Below are 19,856 nucleotides of genomic sequence, written 5' to 3' on the forward strand. Positions count from 1 at the left end.
TTTCACTCACGGCATTGGTGCTCCCACTTCTAGGCCGCGGGCTTGTGAGCGGATAGGAGTAGGGCAGGCAGGTGGGTCAGGCCATTTTCGTCTGTATGAAAGCCGTGTTCGGGGAGGTTGGGAATGTCGGGGAGTCGGACCGCGACGTGGGAGGGTTCGATGGCGTCGACGGTCCAGTGCTTGGCGACGGCGTCGCGAACTTCGGCTTCGGTGACGAGGTTTGGTACCGGGCACGGCGAATCGACCGGCAGTGCATCGGTGGTGAATACCAGTAGGTAGAGGTGCCCGCCCGGGGCCGCCGCAGTGTAGATCCCGCGAAGGTAGTCGTCGCGTGCGTCGAGGGGCAGAGAGTGGAACAGGGTGCAGTCGATGACGGTGTTGAACTGGGGATCGCCCAGGCCGAGGGCGACCAGGTCGCGCGCATCGCCTTGAATGAAGCGGGCGCTCAGGCCGCGGCCTTTGGCTTGTTCTGCGGCGTCGTTGATGGCGGCGGTGGAGATGTCGATGCCGGTGACGTCGTGGCCGGCGTCAGCGAGTGCGAGGGTGAGGTCGCCGACGCCGCATCCCGCATCGAGCACAGGATCTTGGATCTGTCCGCCGGCGATGAGGTTGGCGATGGCGGGTTGGGGTTTACCGATGTTCCATGGGGGAGGGCCGGCGAAGATGTGGCCGCGGTAGGCGGCGTCCCAATCCATAACGTCTGACATGGATTGCAGCGTAGCGGCTGTCGAGTGTTGTATCTCAGTGCAGCTCGGCGGGTCTCGGCCGTGCGAAGTACCAGGGAAAGATGGGGCGTTCGAGCATGAGCACATCGAACGACCCGTCGACGTTGGACTCGGCGATCGCAGTTTGGACGGCGGCCAGCTCGGTCTCGATGGCCGAGCGGTCGGTGGAGAAGGACAGGCCCCAGGGGGTGTGGTGATCGCCGTCGCGGTAACCAACGGTGTACTCGTACAGCGACAACCGATCGTTTTCTTCCCGTGCAGGAGCCCAAGGCAGAATCCTCCGTTCGACGAGGGCCACCTCGCCTTCGTCGAACTTGGCGACCTCGGATTCTGCGGAACTGCGATGCAACGTGACAGTGCTGTCTGGCAACGGCTGGAGTTCAGTGGTGGCGCGGCTTGCGACCGCGTACACCAGCAGTGGAACCGGAACCGAGGATGGTGTTCCTGGATGCATTGCTTCCTTTCCCGTTGTCATTTCGCTGGGGGGCTCAGAGGCGCTGGCGGTATCGGCCGTGGGCGACTGCGGGGGCGGAGCCGACGGCTTCGCCGATCTGTTTCCACGTTGCGCCGGCGCTGATGGCGGCCGCTACCGCGTCGACGTCGGGTGTGCGGATGCGCTGGCGGCGCCGTTCGACGAGGGCGTTGGAGATGAGGGCGAGCACGTCCAGGGACCAGTCGAGTCGGTATGCCGACAGTGCGCCCCACTGTGGGTCGGCGGGATTTGCAGCGAGTAGCACCGCGGTGATGTCTTCGGCGTCGCCTGGCAGTGTCATGCCGGCCGCGGTGAGACGGTTCGTGATGCGGGTGCTGGCGATTCGCCGGGCGGCATGGAGTGCGGCGGCGCGGACCTGATCTTCATCACTGCAAGACGTTCCGTCTTCCATAGGTGTAGACACTAGGAGCCATCAGGCACGATGACATCTGCTAATACAGTATGGCATGCCATGTAATGCAGTATGTCCTACGGGTTCGCGCGGCGGCGCTACGAGCGGCTGCGTCTCCGTGAGCGTGGGGATTGTGCCGCGCAAAACGTCCTGCGGCCAGCGGAAACGACACGTCCCGAGGTATCTGCGCGGATAGTTTGGGCGGAACCCTGCGCAGGTCGCCTCTCTCCCAATGGATTAAAGGGGTCATGAAGACGCCTTTGCCAAACTTCTCGCGTTCACGCAGGGCCCGCCCAGCCCATTATTCGGAGCCTCTGCCCTGGTGCGATGCAATCACGCCCGATTGGCCGGCTGCCCGGGGAAGCGACTCAACCGAATAGACCGTGCATCGAGCACTGCTGGTGCTGTGCGGACCAGACTTCCCGAACTCATTCCGTTGGTCGAAGAGAAGAGCTGAGCCCCGGTTCCGTATTCGGCCCGGGGCTCAACTTTGCCGCATGCCAGGTGCTGCGTACACGCCGGATTCCCTAGCCGGGCGCCCCGCACGGTTGGCCAGGTGTCTTGGCTAGGTGGTGTCGCTCGGGAGGCTGGCCCGCCGATACTCTTCAACGCCGCGGATCGAGTGGTCGAGGCGCCGGGCGCCGTTGATGGTGGTTGAGCGGATCGCCGCTGACGCCGCGGTGGTGGCGGCGTGTTCGTCGTCGGCGGCCACTTCCAGGTCGACAATGACTTGGACCAGGAACCTCTTCACCGAAGATGTCGCGGCGGGCGGATCGTTTGTCACCAAGGCCCCCTTGAGAGTGGGTGGGTTGTTGTCGTTGCGCTACGTACCCGAGTCACGCTGCGTCGACTCGGAAGCGACGCCGGCGGCGCGACGGTCATCCGCAAGACCAACGCGACAGAGTCGCCTGGTTGCAGGCCTGTCAGAGCGTTGAATTTGCCTTGCAGTTCACCTAATTCGGCTGCGAAAGGCGCGGAAAGCTCCTCGAGTTCGGTTGCGTTGTGCGCGTAGAGGAAGACCGGGGATACCGGTTGGACTCCGAATCCTTGCTGCTGAGCAGAGATCCAGACGGCTTCGACTGCCGATCCACCGGCGGCGTAGGCGCGCAGATCGCTTCCAGTTATCGTCACGACGGCCAGAGCTGAGCTGGCCAGGACGCGGTCTCGCATGTCGTCGCCGAGTGCGGATCCGGCGTCCCATTCGGCGAGTTGTTCCATGACGTCGGGGCGGCGCAGGACATCAAGGACCGCCATCTCGCCGGGGTCGAATTCGAGGCTGCGTACGTCGATGCCCGTGTCGGGATCCGGGTCACCGGGCCAGCGCAATTCGGAAATCATCTCTCGATGCAGGCGCGGGGTCAGGAACCGTACGCGGTCGGCCGCGGCGAGGATGGTGGCCGCTTGGGCGATGTCGTCTCGCTCGGTGAGCAGGCGCAGGCGTGCGCCATGCTGTTCGGCAGCGTCGATGAGCTGGGTGATGGTGGCGCCGTCGAGCGGCTTGGGGGTTCCGTGGTGGCGATTAGATTCGCGAGCCAGCATGGGCTGGTAGAGGTGCGCGAGTGCGGGGTCGTTGCCGTCGTCGGTAATGCGCATGGTGGCCTGCAGCGGCGCGCTGCCGGCGGCGGTGACCGTGACGGGGCCGAGCACGTGGTGTTCGGCAGCCGCGATCTTGATGTTCAGCAGTGCTGCGCCCAGGGCCACGGCGCTGCCGCGGAACTTGAGGTCCATCGTCGAGGTGTGGTCGGGGTCGATACCGACAGTGATGGAGTCTTCGGTGAGAGCGATCTGCCAGGGCTGAGTGTTGCCGCCGGAGGGGGCGCGCATGGCGGCCGTGGCGAGGTTTTCGAGCGGTCCGCCATCGAGGGCCTGCGGGGTGTTCGGCTCGTCGGGGATCTGTTCGTGTTCGTAGCGATGTGCCATGTCGGGCTCGCTGATCTGGCCCAGGGCCCAGCTGACGTCGATGCGACTGCGGCCGGATCGGAGTTGTTCGCCGAGTCCGATTCTGCGGACAGCTTCGGCGATTGCAGCGGCCCCGATGATGACGTCGGAAGCCAGCTGCGGCCAGGTCGACAGTGAGCGGTCGATCTCGATGAGGGAGGCAGCGGTGCGCGGCGATAGGCGTTCGGCTTCCAGATGGCGCAGAACGTGGGGGATCTTCTCGCGGCTGGACATGCCTGGGAGAAGTCCGATGTCGAGTTGCCCGAGCAATCCGTGCAGGATGGGGCGCTCGGGTTCTTGGTCGAAGCGTTCGACGTCGACGATGCCGCGGTCGCTGGTAGCCATGAGCACGGGGATCTGCAGGTCGCGTGCAGCGACTCGCAGCAGGGCTTTGATGTCGAGGGAATCGCACTCTTCGACGGCGATGTCGAGGCCCTTGACGAAGTCGTCGAGGGTTTCAGCGTTGAGGCCAGTGTCGACCACCTCGACGGGTAGGTAGGGGTCGAGCTCGGCGATTCTGCGGGCAGCCACGACGGCCTTGTTGATTCCGAGGTCGAAGACGGTGGCCGGCACCCGGTTGAGGTTGGACAGTTCGAGATGATCGAAGTCGGCCAGGCGCAGTTTGCCGCACAGTCCCTGGGCGGCCAGGGTGTGGGCGATGACGTGGCCCACGCTGAGACCGGCCACCCCGATCGACAGGGTGCTGAGGGTGGTTTGCTCCGCGGCGGTGATGTTGTTGCGGTTGCGGTCCATTCGCAGAGCCTGGAATCCGCGGGGGCCGAGCACGGCCACGACAGCGCGCCGCCACGGGTAGTAGGCCCATCGTGGGCCTTCGCACAGCAGCTCGTCAGCTGGTGGCGGGCGAAGTGCGCGAAGGCTTTCCAGTTGGGCGTCGTGGTCGTCGAGGAAGTCGATGTCGGGGTCAGCGCGGAGCTCGTCGAGCAGGGCGTTGTCGCCAGGGTTGGTTGGGTCGAGAACTCGTGCGGTGTAAGCGGTCTGCATGCTGTTCCTTCGCTGATTCGGCACCGGGGTGCCGAGGGCCTCAGTCGTAGACTATGTCCGACGCTGGGAGGTGTGCGCGTGACCGATACTGCGCAAAAGCAAACTGTGGCGGATCTTCCGCTGGCTCCGATTAACCCGTTGCCGTACAAGCAAAAGCGTGACGCTTTGCGGAACTTTCACACCGGCACCGACATCCTGCGGGACGCCGGCGGCCCGGTCACCCGGTTTAGCCTTGGCCCGCGATGGCTGATGCCACCGATCGTTTTAGCCACCTCACCTCAAGGTATCCGCGATATCGTGGGTGCGCGTGACGGCTCGATCGACAAGACGAGCGGGGTGGGGCGAGAGCTTCGGCGTTTGCTTGGCGGCAACTTATTCGTGTTGCCGCACCAGGAATGGCTACCGCGTCGGCGCACACTGCAGCCGGTGTTCACGAAGAAGCGGGTGGAATCTTTCGGCGCCCACATGGCCGAGGCCACAGAGACGGTGGTGTCCTCGTGGACCGACGGCGCGCAGATTAGCCTGGACGCAGAGTCACGTCAGCTGACGATGCGTGCGTTGGGCCGCTCGGTGCTGGGTCTGGATCTGGACGAGCAGGCGGATGTGGTGGCCGAGCCGCTGCGGGTCGCGACCAGTTACGCGGTGCGGCGGGCCCTGAAACCTCTGCGTACGCCGGCGTGGTTGCCGACGCCGGCGCGGCGGCGTTCCCAGGAGGCCGCCGCGGCGATTCGGGAGCTGGCCGCCGAGATTGTGCGTGCGTGTCGTGCTGATCCGGACTTGGATGCGCCGCTGGTGCAGGCGTTGATCGCGGCGCGTGACCCAGAGACTAAGCAGCCGTTGACTGATGACGAGATCCGCGATGAGCTGGTGATCTTCGTGTTCGCCGGCCACGACACGACGGCCACGACACTGACATATGCGTTGTGGCAGTTGGGACGCCACCCCGACGTGCAGGAACGTGTCGCAGCGGAAGTCGCCCAGATCGGTGATCGGCTGCTGGCGCCGGGCGACGTCGAGCAGCTCGGGTACACCGTGCAGGTTCTTCGGGAGGCCTTGAGGCTGTGTCCGCCGGGGCCTACCGGGACGCGGATGGCGGTCGAGGATGTGGAGGTCGCGGGGTATCGGGTTGAAGCGGGGACCATGTTGGTGTTCGGCCGGATGTCGGTTCAGCGTGACCCGACTCTGTGGGAAGATCCGCTGCGGTTCGATCCTGAGCGTTTCACTCCGGAGAACATGAAGAAGCTGCATCGCTGGCAGTACGTGCCGTTCGGTGGCGGGCCCCGGTCGTGCATCGGTGATCACTTCGCCATGCTGGAGGCAACGTTGGCGCTGGCCTCGATTGTTCGGCGGGTGAAGTTGACCTCGCTGGAAGACGATTTCCCGTTGGCGGTGCCGTTCACGATGGTGCCGGGTGGGCCGATACCGGCCAGTGTCGCACTTCGCTAGCTGTGCTCCGCCGGGTCGGCGGTGAACTGGCCGTGGCGGATCATCGCGGTGACAGCGGCGTCCCACCGTCGCAGCTCGGCGGGTGTGGTGAAGGCGCCGTCGATGTGGCGGGCGATGTGCGAGCGCAGCATGATCGCGCCCAGGCGCAGTATCAGCGGGTTGAGGGCGGCATAGTCCGGGTCGATGTCGGGTCTGGTGAGCCCTGCTGCGGCGAAGGTGTCGCGTTGTCTGATGCTGATCTGGAGCAGTCCGTCGAAGACCACTACGCCGATGTTGTTGCCCTCGCTGAGGGCGCGGCCTACGTAGTCGACGACGTTGGGATGGTCGTGGATGAGCTTGGAGAAGCGGCCGCCCAGCGATTTGAAGTCGTCAGCTGGCTCGGTTGGCACCGGAAGAGGGTTTGATTCGAGCGCTTCGCCGAACACGCGTAGTACGTAGTTGTCGACAGCGGCGATCAGGCCGGCCTTGTTGCCGAAGTGGTGCTGTACCAGCCCGTGTGAGACTCCTGCGGCTTCGGCGATGGCGCGCATGGTGGTTGCGCTGATCCCTTGAGCTGCAAAGCAGCGTATTGCGGCGTCGCGTATCCGTTCAGCGTTGGACAACTCGACCGGCGTCGGTTGCTGCAGGAACACGGAGCCTTCCATAACGCCCGACAATACAGCGCACTTGTATCCCGATTCAGCTATATCGGTCTGCAATACGTTTCACTTGCCTCACTATCCAACTGGAGAATCCGGCTATACAACTGGATTACTCGGCTATACACTCGAACCGTCCACGTGCACGCTGAGTGACTGCAGGCGACAACCTATGGACCCGACTGGGGCCAGCGGCGTGCACCGAGTAGAGGGGTGGCGCCTTGCCGAACATCTCGTATCCCGCGCCCGCGGGCGATCTACCTGGGTATCTGGCAGTGCCCACAGGTGAGGGGCCTTGGCCGGGTGTGGTGGTCATCCAGGATGTGCAGGGGATGACGGCGGATCTGCGCCGCATCAGCGATCGCCTCGCCAGCGAGGGTTATCTCACTCTGGCACCCCATCTCTACGGACGAGGCTTCAAACCCAGGTGCATGATCGCCACCATCCGGGCCCACTTCGCCGACACCGGCGACGCCTACGACGACATCACAGCCGCGCGCGAGTACCTGCTCGACGACCCACGGTCGAATGGCCGAATCGGGCTGATCGGATTCTGCATGGGCGCCGGCTTCGTCCTTCAGCTGTCGCCGCGAGGACTTTTCGACGTGGCCGCGGCCCAGTACGGACTGGCCCCCAAAAACATTGAGAAACTTGCACGATCTTGCCCGGTCGTCGCCAGCTACGGCGCCAAAGACCGCATCGTCAAGCAGGGCGCGGCCAGTGCGTTGGAATCAGTTCTCACCCGAGGCCGCGTCGATCACGACGTCAAGGAATACCCGGACGTCGGGCACAGCTTCATGAACAAGTCGGGCATCCCGGCGCCGTTCACCATCGTCGAAACCCTTGCTGGCTTCTCCTATTCGGCGCCCGAAGCCGAGGACGCCTGGAAGCGGACCTTCGCGTTCTTCGCGAAGTATCTGACCCAAACACCTGACCCGTCAGGGCTTTCTGAGCAGGACGGCGCCAACGATGCCACGACGAGCTGAGAAGGCAGTGCAGCGGCAGTCGCTCCCGCTGGCGACGGACGTGGCCCGATGATTACCGCCGAACTCATTCAGAATGACCTGCCAGATTCTTCCGGCGGGCCCAAACTCGGCCCGCCGGAAATCCGTGTTGTGCTCGGTGAAACATCGCGTGCCGCAACCCAAGACTGCTTAGAGCTCGTAGACGAAAGGGCGCGCCGTGACCACCATGACGGGTGAACCGAAGTATCGGCCATGGTTGGACGTAGCGCCGCCGAGCGACTACCTCCGCAACATCGCGAACTCGGCAACCGGCAAAGGCTACAAGGCCTTCGCGAAGTCCTTGCTCCAGATCGAGGAAGGATCCGTCGTCGTCGACCTCGGATGTGGTGCAGGCGTGGATCTTCCGGCATACGCCCAGGCTGCCGGTCGCACAGGCAAGGTGATTGGCATCGACTGCGACGCCGACCTGCTGGCCCATGCCGTCAAGAACGCCGCTCGTTATCCAACGGTGTCGGTCACCAAGGCCGACATTCACCAACTCCCGCTGAATGCCGCCAGTGTGGACCGCATCCACATCGACCGCGTGCTTCAACACGTGGAGTCGCCGACCACCGTCCTTGCTGAAGCTGCTCGGGCTCTGCGCGCCGACGGAATGATGGTCTGCGTCGAGCCCGACTGGGCAACCCTGGTCATAGACCACCCCGACGTTGCCTTCAGCAACGCCTATACCCAGCATGTCATCGCGCAGGTCATCCGCAATGCCACGATCGGCAGGGCGTTGCCGCGGCTGCTCGACGAGGCAGGGTTCAGCGTTGACACCATCTATCCCGTCACGGCGCACTGGACAGACTCGGTCGAGGCTGACAAGGTGCTCGGCTTCCGTGACGTCTGCGTACACGCAGTGACCGACGGTCTTCTCCCCGCCGCAGGGACTCAGAACTGGATCGACGACCTCATGACGGGCCCGTTCTTCGGCTCGCTGTCCCTGTTTATTGTGTCCGCACATGCCAAGAGCGCGTGATATGCGCCCCCTGATTGGCTCGGCTGAATCGGCATCCGGGCCGCCAAGTATGCAGCGAATCCGACTGGTGCGCAACGCGAATCGCCAACTCGGAAATTTCCTGCGCGTGGCTGAGGATCAGCTATGCGCAGTCAACCCTCAGGGCGGTCTCGGCCATGCTGTCGCTCCCACTGAGTCCGTCTGTATCGGGCTGGCCAAGATCCAGTCAGCTGTCAAACATGCTGGCCGACAACGCAGCATCGACGCCCGGGCCCAGGGGGTGGCGTAGTGCCGATTACCGAACAACAACTCGCGGCACCTGCAGAATGGCCGCCACATTCGCCGCGGCCACCCACGCCGCAGCCGGCGTCATCGCCGAATGCAACCGTCAGATCAGTGACCTCGAAGCGGAAGGACGCTCAACCGATGCAGACCACCATGCAGACAGGAGCCTCCAACATGGCCCACAGTGACGACGACCTGATCTTCGCCCGCAAATACGCTCGCGAAGTCAAGATCGCTACCGACGAATGGCATGACAACCCGTTCAACCCCGAGGCTCGCGCGGCGGTGCAGAAGCTGCTCGACGCCGCGCCGGCCGCCGACGCAGCCTGGACGCGAGCTCAGCACTGCGCGGCAAATTACAGATAGTGTTTGGCCTTCAGCGAGACTGGCGCCCCTACGTCGCCCGTGCCGCCGCACCCGTGGACTGCGCCACCCCGACTGTGAATATGGAAGTGGCCATGCGGGTCTACGGCGCACCGGATGGCTCATTGTGCAGTGGCAATGCTGAATCCATGGCCTTCATCGGCCTCGCGCGTGTTCTGCATGGTGGCGCTGAAGTATCAACCCCGCCAACATCGTTGCGGGCGAGGCCAAGTGGATCGATTCGCGGCCGGTTGCTTTCAACGGCGGTGCCGTGTTTATCGAAGACTTTGCACGATGGCACCTCTACCGAATGCCCGCAGCGGCCCATCGCTACCGGTGATTCATCGGAATCGGTAACGCTAGCTAGCGATTACGGTGTTCACCGTCGTGTTCGCCATTGCGGCCGTCATCGCCACCGACCATCGTCATGATGTCTTCGTCATCAACGGACACCGGCGATCAGCAACAGCGCGCCCACCGTGGGCCAGGGCGCAATGTCAAAGGTCGGCCCGATCCGATAAACGGTATCGCCGTCTGTCAGCACTTACTGGATCATCACGGCACTGCTCCGGTGGCGTCGTCGCACGTGTTCTGGCGCTGCCCAGATCCCGTGATGGGGCCGCAGGTGAGGGGGCCCGCCGAAATTATCGCTGTGCTGAGCGATGACTGCTGTGATTTGCCGCGCTGCGCTGAGCTCGCGTCCAGGCTGCGTCGGCGGCCGGCGCGGCGTCGAGCAGCTTCTGCACCGCCGCGCGAGCCTCGGGGTTGAACGGGTTGTCATGCCATTCGTCGGTAGCGATCTTGACTTCGCGAGCGTATTTGCGGGCGAAGATCAGGTCGTCGTCACTGTGGGCCATGTTGGAGGCTCCTGTCTGGATGGTGGTTTGCATCGGGTGAGCGTCCCTTCGCTTCGTCGCCGCCCGGTTGGTGCTCCAACTTTAACCACAAAAGTTGGAGCATCGCAAGGGAAAGTTGGAGCGCCTCTTGGATGCGACCTCCTAGGGCTGTTGGATGCCAGAAAAACCGCAGGCAGAATAAGGAAAATGCCCTTCTGCCGCGGGGGCGCTGGAGTTTGGGCAAGGTCGACCTACCTCGCAAAACGAGCCGTGACGACGGCCCGGCGGTGGCCCGTGAGTTGGAGCGGAAGATGGAGCGAAAGGCGGAAAGTGGAATCCGCCATAGTCTGCTGCTACAACTTCTGCTACGCTTTCGGCGATTGATGACACCGGCTGAGGGGCCTGGCGGGAGCGGAGAGCGGGACATGAATGTGTACCAGTCAGGACGGCCGGAAATGCCGGACCTGATCGTTGCTGTGAACGGAAGCCGACACGTTGTGCAGCGCGCCGCCGCTCCCGCCACCATCGGCCGGGACTACAGATCGACGATCCACATTGATCACGCCGGGATCTCTGGAAGTCACGCTCGACTGGAAATCGGAACTGACGGTCTTTGGCAAGTTCGCGACGCGGGCAGCCTGAACGGAATCTTCCACAATGCTCAGAAAGTCGACGTGCTGACCATCACCGACGGTCTGACCATTCACCTGGGCCACAGCGACGGAATCCCGGTGACGTTCGGACTTGCGCCGGCGTCCCCCACATCCGGACGCGCAGCAGAATCGGAAAAGTCAGGGCTCAACGAGCGGTCTTCTGACAGTGACGAAATCGTTGCGAAGCAACCAGATCCGGTACTGGAGCGCGTCGGGGCACTCGTTAACGAGCGCCGGAAGGAGCTGAAAAAGACGATTCGCGACATGGTGCAAGACGGCGCCGTCAGCAGCCAGACCACGATTGTCGACCTGCAAAAAGGTCGGAGATGGCCTCACCAGAGCACCCGCGCCAACATCGAGCGGTATCTGGGACTGGAGGAAGGCCAGCTCGAACGCTGGCGGGCTGGCTACGCTGACACTGCGGCGGCTCCGGTCAGCGGCCCATCTGAAATGGGTGCAGGCGAGGCTGCCACGATCTCTCACTCCACACAGAGCTCGGTAGTCGTGGCCGTCAGAATCGCGCTGGACGGGATCCGGACCCGCGTGAATGATCTGTCCCCGGCGGCATCTCCTGGGTTCAGTGAGCAAATTGGCGATCTTCTCAATCAACTGCGCTTGCTCGAAGCCAGTGCCGCCGAAGTCGTCCAGAGCGCCAAAGGGCCCGATCTTGTGCTGCTGCTGCGTGATATCCGACGTACCTACAACGACTTGATGCTTCGGGCGGCCAAGGCGCCCTCAGCGACACTCGGTCAGCGACTCTATGCAGCGCGTCAACTGGCGGAGCTCAGTGCAGAAGAAGTCGCCGCAGGCGCGCGTGTAGACGTCGCCGACATCGAAGCTGTTGAACAGGAACAACCGATCTCGGCGACGGCAACGAACGCTCTCACTGACTTCATCTCATTTCTTGAGCCCTGCTAAAAGGAGTTCGCTCGTTTATGCCTAACCTGCGAATCGGCCGACCTCGTTCGACCTTGCGCGGACCTTGGCCCCGGCCAGCATCCGGTCCTTGGAAACTGCTGTCATCCGAGGTGAGCCCCCATATCTGGGGAGTGGCTGCACGCTGCGAATATGGCGGAGCTGTCGCCATTGGAGATTTGCCCGCGCCATTGCTGAGAGCAATGGCTAGTATCTGGTTGGCCACGTGCCGAGTGGCTTTCGGTGACCGCTGGAACGGAGCCGAGATGAGGAATTCGGGGGATACCGTGCGATCCGTGTTGACGGTTGGAGCCGGGCTGTGACGGTCGGGATTTTTGGAGGGCCGAGTCCGTTCGACGGTCAGGCGACCCACAAGGTCTCACGCTGGTGCCACCACAGTCCCAGCTCGGCCTGCGGCCCTGTCGGACGGGGTTCATCCGGGCGTTGTCGAGATCAAGGAAACGTTGTGCGCAATCTGGCGGCGCCGATTCTGTCGGAAGATGCGCGGTGAGTGAATCGGAGGATGCGGTGCGATCCACACTGACCATCGGAGCGAGCCAGTGACGGGCGGGGGCTTCGGAGGCCCCAACCCGTTCGGTGGCCAGCCCGGGCCAGGCCCGCACGGGACACCATCGCGGCCACCACAAGGACCGCCAGCAGGTCCACCCCCGGGGCAACAGCCACCGTGGGGTGGTGGCCAGCCGGGGCCCCGGCAGCCTGGCGGGTCGCGGATTGGCGTGCCCCCCGCCCCACCGCAGTGGGGTGGGGGTGTGCCGCAGCAGCCCCGTCCGTTCGGTAACCAGTTGCCTCCACCGCCATTTCCGGGACAGCCGTTCGGTCCGCCGCCGGGTCAGTCTGGCTTTGGCCCAGCGCCATCGTCAAAGCCGGGCATTGGTAGATGGCTGAAACTGCCGTCCAGCAAGCGGGGCAGACGAATCTTGCTCGCCGCGGGTGCGGTTGCAGTAGTCGCGGCTCTGGTGGTCGGCGGCGTGATGGCGTTCGGGGGCAGCGGCGAATACGAGGGTGGTACCGGCACGGCCAGTGACGCGGTGACGGCCTACATCGAGGCGTTGCAGCGTGGTGACGTCAAAGCGGCATTGTCGTTGGGGCGCGAACAACCACCGGACACCTCGATGCTCACCGACGAGATCCTGAAGAAGCAGATGGAAAAGTACCCCATCAGCGACATCAAGATCCTCGGCGATATCCCTACTCGTGACGGCGGCGCACGTGTGCACGTTGTCGGCAAAGTTGGCGGTGTCGAGCAGGACAAGACCTTCACGCTGCCCAAGCCTCCACCGGGTGAGGGGTGGAAGTTGAAAACAGGCGCCATGGCAGTCGAGTTCCACACCGACAACACCAACGCCGCACTCAAGAACGCGATCACGGTATGGGGAAAGCCGGTTCCCAAGTCCGGCAAGGCATACATGTTCCCTGGACTGATTGATATCGGAAGCTCAAACCCGTCCATCGACGTCGAGACGCGGATAGGCGATATCACTCCGTCCCTCCAACAGCTGGTGTGGATGAGCGATTCCGTGTTCCCCGATTTCGAGGTGAGCGAGCAAGGCGAGCGCAATGTGTTGGATGCGGTGAAGAAGGCGTTGGAAGAGTGCGCCAAGAGTACGAGTCTGAAGCCGCCGGGCTGCCCGAACGGGGCGGCGCGTTCAGATTTTGTTCCTGACTCGGCGCAATGGACGGCGCCGGCCGACATCAAGAACTTCAGTATCGGGTACATCGACGAAAAGGCGGCCACTGTAACCGTCACGGGCAATCCGGAATTCGGTGTGACGGTCAAGACAACAAGCGGCCAGACCGAATCGGGCACCTTTACACCCTCGCTTTACGTCAAGGTTGATTTGGCCACCAACCCGCCCACTGTCGAGTTCAACTAGCCATACGCGGGGAGAATCAACGTGACGAATTTCTCGAACCGGCCGGGCTCAGACCCTTCCCGGGGTGGGGCGCCGCAACGCTTCAACCAGCCTGGGGCTCAACCAGGGTTCGGTAGTCCAGCCAGTCCTGCAGGTGGACAACCGAACTGGGGCGGGCAGCAGCAATCCACACCAAATGTGAACCCCACGCCGGGGTTTGGCGGCGCTGCGGGCCCAGATTCGGGCGCTGCCGACCAGGCACCGGCATCGGTACCGCCCAAGAACCGGAAACCGCTGATCATCACCGCCACTGCGACGGTCGCCGTGCTTGCCGTGATCGCGGTTGTCGTGGCGTTCCTGATGAGCAAAGGTAGCGACGGCGGCAGCAGCTTCAACCCGAGCGGTTCACCGACCGAGGTCGCCAAAGCGTATTTGGAGGCGCTGGCGCGCGGTGACGCCCGAGGCGCACTCGACCTCAGCGCAACTGAGCCGGCCAGTACCGACCTGCTGACCAACGACATCTTGAAGCTGCAGCTGGAAAAACTGCCGATCACCGAGATCGAGGTACTCGGGGAGGAGCGCAAACCCGAGGACGACAAACGAACATCTGCGGTGAAGGTTGCGGCGAAACTGGGTGGGCAGCGCACCGAAGGAAAACTCGACATGGTCGTTGTCGACAACCAGTGGAAACTGTCCGCGGCGTTCGTCGACGCCACCATCGAAAAGCCCGCACTCACCCTCAGCAAAGACACGATCGACTCGCTGAGAGTGTTCGACAAACCGCTACTGCCGACCGGCCACTTCTACGTCTTTCCTGGCTACCTGCAGATGACTGCGAGCACCCCATACCTAACGATCAACGACATGCCGCCGACCACATTCGACGACGCCAGCGCCATGGGGCAGCCAGCAAAGGCCGAACCGAAGTACTCGATGACCGACGCCGGACGCAAAGCCGCCATTGACGCGATACAGGCGTGGGCGGTCAAGTGCTTCAACCCAGGTGACAACAAGGGCGACTGCGAACATGCGCACAACCCGTCCTGGGTCAACGACTACGACATCGCCACGATGCGCGTGACCGGGCCGATCGACCTCACCGATGCGAGCGTGCGACTGGGTGACGACGCCTCCGGGCCGACCGTCTACACCAGCCACGTCCGTATCCCTGTGACCATCGCGAAGAAGGGTGGCGAGCTGGCCGATGTTGACTCGATCACCGTCTCAGATCGACTCCAGGTGAATCTGGGTGTGCAACCGCCACGAGCGTATCTGGACCACTGAGTTGGCTGTGAGACATCACGACGACGACACCGTGGTCAACGCCGTCGGTGATAGCAAAGGAGTTTGGGGGTTCGCGGTGAGTGATTCGAGGGATGAGGGACCGACCATGTCGGCTGTCGGAGCGAGCCTGTGACGGGCGGGGGTTTCGGCGGTGCCGGTCCGTTCGGTGGCCAGCCAGGGCCCAACCCGTCACAAAGACCGTTGCCCCCGCCGCCCGGACCGCCAGGGCAGCACCCACGGTGGGGCGGTGGTCCCTCGGGCCCGCCACCACCAGCCGGAGGGCCACCCTTCAGCGGGCAACCCGCCCCGCCGCAGTGGGGGAGCGACAGTGCCCCGCAACCCCGCCCGTTCGGCAATCCGCCGTCCGACAATGCACCCGGGGTAAGCCCGAAGCCCGCGGGCACGTCCGGGGCCAAAAAGAGGCTGAAACTCCCATCAAGTATGCGGGGGCGGCGCCTGTTGCTGGGAGCTGCTGCTGTCGCGGTGGTGGGGGTGCTAGTCGCTGCCGGCTCGACGATCTTCGGCGGCGGCCCAGACGACTTTGAGGGCACCCCAGGCGCCGCCGCCGACGTCGTGGTCGCCTATCTGGAAGCTCTGCAGCGTGCTGACGCCAAAACTGTGTTGTCGCTGGGCCGAGAGGCGCCGCCTGATACGTCGTTGCTGACCGACGAAATCCTCAAGAAGCAGTTCGAGGATTTCCCCATCACCGACGTCAGGGTTCTCGGCGAAATCCCAACGACCAACGGTGGTGCCAGTGTGCACGTGGTCGCCAAGATCGGCGGCGTCGAGTACGACACGCACTTCGGACTGCAAAAACCCCCGCCAGGGGAAGGCTGGAAGTTGAAGAACACAGCCGGGGCGGTCGAACTGCGCGAGGGGGATCGAGGAACTCCGCTGTCCAAGTACATAACGTTGGCGGGCAAGCCATTTCCTGGCAGCGGCAAGCTCTACGCGTTCGCCGGCAAACTCGACGTGAGTAGTTCCAATCCGGTCCTGAAAGTTGTTGATACGACCAACTTTTTGCAGGCCTCCCCCGACCCCACCCTCGCTGATATCGCTTACCCTGGGACTGCGATCGATCCCGGCCTGGATTTGAGCGACAAGGGCGCGGAGATTGTGAAGCAGGCTATCCAGAAGGCCATCGACGCGTGTGTCAGTAGCGCCAGTCTGGAGCCTCCGAACTGTCCCAACAAGATAGCCCGCGCAGACTTAGTGCCGGACTCGGCTACATGGACAGCGCCGCCCAATCTTGACGCTCTCACCGTGAAATTCATTGACACGAAAACGGGCAAGATCTCCATCATTGGCAGCCCGACGTTCGGTGTCTCGGTGAAGACGACTAGCGGTGAGACGGTCACTGGCACAGCAGATCCGCTGATCTATGGCAACGCCGACCTGACCACTGACCCGCCCACCATCGACCTCAACAACCCGTGAGCGCGGAGATGACAACGTGACCAACTTCTCGAACGGGCCTGGGCCGAACCCGCCATGGGGCGCACCGCCGTCACGCCTCAATCCACCAGGGCCGCAACACAGGTTCGGTCCTCCTTCTGGGCCAGGAGAAGGCGGGCAACAGAACTGGGGTGGCGGACAGCCTGCCGTCCCGCACGCCACCACCTCGCCGGCCGGTGGCCGCCCGCCCGAGCCGGCCAAGAACCGTAAGCCACTGTTGATCACTGCGGGTGCCACCGTCGTGGTCCTCACCGTGGTCGCAGTGATTGTGGCGCTTCTGATGAGCAACGGTGGGGGTGGGGGCAGTTTCAATCCGAACGGTTCGCCGTCGGAGGTGGCCAAGGCGTATCTGGAAGCTCTCTCGCGGGGTGATGCCCAAGCGGCGTTGGATCTCAGTGCCACCCAGCCGGCGAGTACCGAGTTGCTGACCAATGAGATTCTCAAGCTGCAGCTGGAGAAACTGCCGATCACCGATGTCGAGGTGCTGGGAGAAGAGCGCAAACCCGAAGACTACAAGCGGACCTCAACGGTGAAAGTCGCTGCGAAATATGGTGGTCAGCGCACCGAAGGCCAACTTGCCGTGGTGGTCGTCGACAACCAATGGAAGCTATCCGCGTCGTTCGTCGAGGCTACGGTCGAAAAGGTCAAGGGCTTACCGAAAGACGTGCAGCCGGTGGAAAAGTCCCTGACGGTGTTCGGCAAGCCGATACCGCAGAGCCTGCACTTCTACGTGTTCCCCGGCTACCTTCAGATGGGGTCCACCGCCGCGAACTTCAACATCAACGAACTCCCGCCCACCACCTTCGATGACGTCAGCGGCTATGCAGCATTGGGCGAGATCAAACCGAAGTTCTCGATGACCGACGCAGGACGCCAAGCCGCCCAAGATGCGATCCGGGCGTGGATTGACAAGTGCTACAACGGCGCCCCGCGGACAGGCGAGTGCAAAGATGCGGGCGACTACAGCAAGTACTACGTCGAGGGCACGATGCGTGTGCGCGGACCGGTCGACTTGTCCACCGTGAATTTCAAACTGCCCGACTACACGACTGTGGTCAGGGTCAGCAACCTGAAGATTCCCATCACTGCCGTGGACGTTAACACTGGCAAAGTCGCAGACTCGGACTTAAGTGCTTCTGACTTCCTATCAGTGAACATCGGTGAGCAACCACCGCGAGTGTTCAAAGCCGGATGATGCGTTGGCATCGACTATCTAGGGAGTTCTAATGACCAATTTCGGGGGAGACAATCCCATCGGTGGCAACAGCGGCGGTCCGTCGCGGCCACCGCAAAGCTCTCCGCCGCCAGCACCCCGGCCCGGCCAGCCTCAGCCGGGACCTTTCGCGCCCGGACCTGGTGGGGGAGGCGGTTTCGGCGGAGGGTTCGGCAATCGGCCGCCAGGCCCACCGGGACCACCACCGCTCCCTAGCGGCGGATACGCGAATACTCCTGGGAATACGCCGTTTCAGGGCGGGCAGTCCTCGTTTGGCGCGCCAGCATTCCAACCGCCGTCCTACAACAGCGCCCCGCCTAAAAACCGCCGCACACTGTTCGGCATCGTCGCCGGCGCGGTAGTCCTCGTGGTCGCGGTGGTCGTCGGGTTCGTCGTCATCGGCGGGGACTCAACCGATGCCACGACCGCCAGCGGCGCGGTCGAGGGTTACTTGAAGGCGCTCGCGAAAGGCGACGCCGACAAGGTGCTGTCGCTCGGGATCAATGAACCACCCGACAAGACCTTCCTCACCGATGAGGTGCTCAAGAAGCAGATCGAGAAAATGCCGATCACCGACATCAAGATTCTCGGTGAAGACGAGAAGTCGGTGCACGTCACGGCCAATTTCGGGGATGAAGCCATCGACATCGAGATCTATGTGAAGCAGTCCTCAGACGGGCAGTTCAAGGTCGAATACCCCACGTATGCACTGAATTTCGGGAAAGCAAAAGCCAAAGGGAAGGCCGGGGTCCTGGACTCGCTGAACATCCTCGGCAAGCCGCTACCGGATACCGGCATCGCCTACCTCTTCCCCGGCGCGGTCGAGGTGACCAGCACTAACCCCTACATCGCGATCGAATACCGTCGAACCTCCTACATGCCTCCCGACGGCTGGCAGTACCAACCACCCGAGGAGGACGCCGATTTCGAACTGAAAATCACCGAGGAAGGCAAAAAGGCAGCCAGCAAAGCGATTTTGGATGCGCTGGGCGAGTGTGCCAAGTCTTCTGCGCTGAACCCGCCAAAGTGCCCGCCGATGGAAAACACGTTTGAGTCCGACTATGGCCTTGTCGACGGCACTGCACGCTGGACTGCCCCGACCAACACCGACGATGTGTCAGTCAAGTTGGAGCCGCTGCTCATCAGCATGGGTGAAGGGCTCGACGGTCATGCCTCGGTCGAGGGCAAAGTCGAGTTGAAACTTACTGCTCAAGGTAAGAATCCGGCGGACAGTGTCACAGATCAGAAAGTGACAAGCAGCTTAAGCGGCCATGTCGACTTGACCAAGAACCCACCGACCTACACCGACGACGAGTAAGGATTACTGACAAGTGGAACTGCAGAAGCCCGGCGATGCGTCGGGAGAGATCACCGAACTCACCAGCCGAATTCAGCCCGGACAAGGCCATCTCGACCACGCGCTACGTGTCGTGCACGACATCACCAACGCGTTCAGCGCAAAGGTGGTCGGTCAGGCCGACCTGCGTGAAACACTGCTGATCGGTCTGCTCGGCGGCGGGCATATTCTCCTCGAAAGCGTGCCAGGACTGGCGAAAACCACTGCCGCGCGAACCCTTTCGGATGCCGTGGCTGGAAACTTCCAGCGGATCCAGTGCACGCCGGACCTGCTGCCCAGCGACATCCTGGGCACCCAGATCTACGATGCGACCACGGCGGAGTTCAAGACCCAGCTGGGTCCCGTGCATGCCAATATCGTGCTGCTCGACGAGATCAACCGGTCCAGTTCGAAATCGCAGAGTGCCATGCTCGAAGCGATGGAGGAACGCCAAACCACCATCGCGGGAACGACATACAAGCTTCCCGAGCCGTTCCTGGTGATCGCCACCCAGAATCCGGTCGACCAGGAGGGCACCTATCCGCTGTCGGAAGCCCAGACCGACCGGTTCATGCTCAAAGAGGTGCTGCGCTACCCGTCGGCCGAAGAGGAAGTCGACGTGCTGCAGCGCCGGGACAGGGGAGTGTATGACCGGGCGGGTACGCCGACGCCGGTGGCCAGCCTCGACGCCATCCGGTCGTTGCAGAAGGTCGCCCGGAATGTAGAGATGCACCCGGTGTTGATGAAGTACGTCGCAGACCTCATCCAGGTGACGCGGGAGCCGGCGAAGTATCTGCGCCCCGACGTAGCCTCGACGATCGAGTATGGGGCGAGCCCGCGTGCCACGATCGCCTTCGTCAACGCGGCGCGCGCCGCGGCGTTGCTGCAGGGACGCAACCATGTTCTGCCGCCAGACATTCATCGGGTTGCCTACCGCGTGTTGCGCCACCGACTGATCCTCGGGTTCGAGGCGATCAGCCGCAAGGTCACCCCTGAACAGGTGATCGACCAGGTACTGCAGGCCGTCAAGGTCCCCGGATAGGT

Annotated in this window: 18 protein-coding genes; 11 read left to right on the top strand and 7 right to left on the bottom strand. The window is 63.2% G+C overall.

What is annotated here, in order from left to right:
• Positions 1-29 precede the first annotated feature (29 nt).
• The 5 genes from ACNQVK_RS02890 to ACNQVK_RS02910 all read right to left on the bottom strand — a co-directional run bounded on the left by ACNQVK_RS02890 (position 30) and on the right by ACNQVK_RS02910 (position 4,549).
• Positions 30-707: a class I SAM-dependent methyltransferase gene (locus ACNQVK_RS02890; protein WP_418028501.1), complete on the bottom strand. Its 678-nt coding sequence runs from the start codon at positions 705-707 to the stop codon at positions 30-32.
• A gap of 34 nt (positions 708-741) precedes the next feature.
• Positions 742-1,179: a hypothetical protein gene (locus tag ACNQVK_RS02895; RefSeq protein ID WP_418028502.1), complete on the bottom strand. Its 438-nt coding sequence runs from the start codon at positions 1,177-1,179 to the stop codon at positions 742-744.
• A 34-nt stretch (positions 1,180-1,213) separates the two neighbouring features.
• Entirely contained in the window at positions 1,214-1,609 is a 396-nt protein-coding gene (locus ACNQVK_RS02900; protein WP_418028503.1) for a hypothetical protein, read from the bottom strand.
• Positions 1,610-2,174: 565 nt separating this feature from the next.
• Positions 2,175-2,393 (bottom strand): hypothetical protein, encoded by a 219-nt coding sequence (locus ACNQVK_RS02905; protein ID WP_418028504.1) that lies wholly within the window; start codon positions 2,391-2,393, stop codon positions 2,175-2,177.
• Complete coding sequence (locus ACNQVK_RS02910) at positions 2,390-4,549, bottom strand: Rv1355c family protein (RefSeq protein WP_418028505.1); 2,160 nt, start codon at positions 4,547-4,549, stop codon at positions 2,390-2,392. Before ACNQVK_RS02910 ends, ACNQVK_RS02905 begins: the two co-directional genes overlap by 4 nt.
• A gap of 78 nt (positions 4,550-4,627) precedes the next feature.
• Here ACNQVK_RS02910 and ACNQVK_RS02915 point away from each other — a divergent pair, with 78 nt between their 5' ends.
• Positions 4,628-5,995: a cytochrome P450 gene (locus ACNQVK_RS02915; RefSeq protein WP_418028506.1), complete on the top strand. Its 1,368-nt coding sequence runs from the start codon at positions 4,628-4,630 to the stop codon at positions 5,993-5,995.
• On the opposite strand, the gene ACNQVK_RS02920 is transcribed toward ACNQVK_RS02915, so the two are convergent.
• A complete protein-coding gene (locus ACNQVK_RS02920) occupies positions 5,992-6,639 on the bottom strand; it encodes a TetR/AcrR family transcriptional regulator (RefSeq protein WP_418028507.1) in 648 nt (215 codons plus the stop codon). The genes ACNQVK_RS02915 and ACNQVK_RS02920 overlap by 4 nt on opposite strands.
• Positions 6,640-6,854: 215 nt before the next feature.
• Here ACNQVK_RS02920 and ACNQVK_RS02925 point away from each other — a divergent pair, with 215 nt between their 5' ends.
• The 3 genes from ACNQVK_RS02925 to ACNQVK_RS02935 all read left to right on the top strand — a co-directional run bounded on the left by ACNQVK_RS02925 (position 6,855) and on the right by ACNQVK_RS02935 (position 9,249).
• Entirely contained in the window at positions 6,855-7,619 is a 765-nt protein-coding gene (locus ACNQVK_RS02925; protein WP_418028508.1) for a dienelactone hydrolase family protein, read from the top strand.
• A gap of 205 nt (positions 7,620-7,824) precedes the next feature.
• A complete protein-coding gene (locus tag ACNQVK_RS02930) occupies positions 7,825-8,619 on the top strand; it encodes a methyltransferase domain-containing protein (RefSeq protein ID WP_418028579.1) in 795 nt (264 codons plus the stop codon).
• 375 nt (positions 8,620-8,994) lie between these two features.
• On the top strand, positions 8,995-9,249 hold the full coding sequence (locus ACNQVK_RS02935; RefSeq protein ID WP_418028509.1) for a hypothetical protein: 255 nt from the start codon (positions 8,995-8,997) through the stop codon (positions 9,247-9,249).
• Between the two features lie 641 nt (positions 9,250-9,890).
• Here the strand turns inward: ACNQVK_RS02935 and ACNQVK_RS02940 are convergent.
• On the bottom strand, positions 9,891-10,136 hold the full coding sequence (locus ACNQVK_RS02940) for a hypothetical protein (RefSeq protein WP_418028510.1): 246 nt from the start codon (positions 10,134-10,136) through the stop codon (positions 9,891-9,893).
• A gap of 371 nt (positions 10,137-10,507) precedes the next feature.
• Here ACNQVK_RS02940 and ACNQVK_RS02945 point away from each other — a divergent pair, with 371 nt between their 5' ends.
• The 7 genes from ACNQVK_RS02945 to ACNQVK_RS02975 all read left to right on the top strand — a co-directional run bounded on the left by ACNQVK_RS02945 (position 10,508) and on the right by ACNQVK_RS02975 (position 19,854).
• Positions 10,508-11,653 carry an FHA domain-containing protein gene (locus ACNQVK_RS02945; protein ID WP_418028511.1) on the top strand — a complete coding sequence of 382 codons (1,146 nt, stop codon included), beginning with the start codon at positions 10,508-10,510 and terminating at the stop codon, positions 11,651-11,653.
• Positions 11,654-12,588: 935 nt separating this feature from the next.
• Positions 12,589-13,545 carry a hypothetical protein gene (locus ACNQVK_RS02950; protein WP_418028513.1) on the top strand — a complete coding sequence of 319 codons (957 nt, stop codon included), beginning with the start codon at positions 12,589-12,591 and terminating at the stop codon, positions 13,543-13,545.
• A 177-nt stretch (positions 13,546-13,722) separates the two neighbouring features.
• Positions 13,723-14,808, top strand: a complete 1,086-nt coding sequence (locus ACNQVK_RS02955; protein WP_418028514.1) for a hypothetical protein — start codon at positions 13,723-13,725, stop codon at positions 14,806-14,808.
• Between the two features lie 459 nt (positions 14,809-15,267).
• Positions 15,268-16,245: a hypothetical protein gene (locus ACNQVK_RS02960; RefSeq protein WP_418028515.1), complete on the top strand. Its 978-nt coding sequence runs from the start codon at positions 15,268-15,270 to the stop codon at positions 16,243-16,245.
• A 259-nt stretch (positions 16,246-16,504) separates the two neighbouring features.
• Entirely contained in the window at positions 16,505-17,458 is a 954-nt protein-coding gene (locus tag ACNQVK_RS02965) for a hypothetical protein (protein WP_418028516.1), read from the top strand.
• A 31-nt stretch (positions 17,459-17,489) separates the two neighbouring features.
• On the top strand, positions 17,490-18,794 hold the full coding sequence (locus ACNQVK_RS02970; RefSeq protein ID WP_418028517.1) for a hypothetical protein: 1,305 nt from the start codon (positions 17,490-17,492) through the stop codon (positions 18,792-18,794).
• 49 nt (positions 18,795-18,843) lie between these two features.
• On the top strand, positions 18,844-19,854 hold the full coding sequence (locus ACNQVK_RS02975) for an AAA family ATPase (RefSeq protein WP_418028580.1): 1,011 nt from the start codon (positions 18,844-18,846) through the stop codon (positions 19,852-19,854).
• The last annotated feature ends 2 nt before the right edge of the window (positions 19,855-19,856 follow it).

Origin of the sequence: Mycobacterium sp. 134 (genome assembly GCF_048282715.1) — a bacterium.
Classification (GTDB): domain Bacteria; phylum Actinomycetota; class Actinomycetes; order Mycobacteriales; family Mycobacteriaceae; genus Mycobacterium; species Mycobacterium septicum.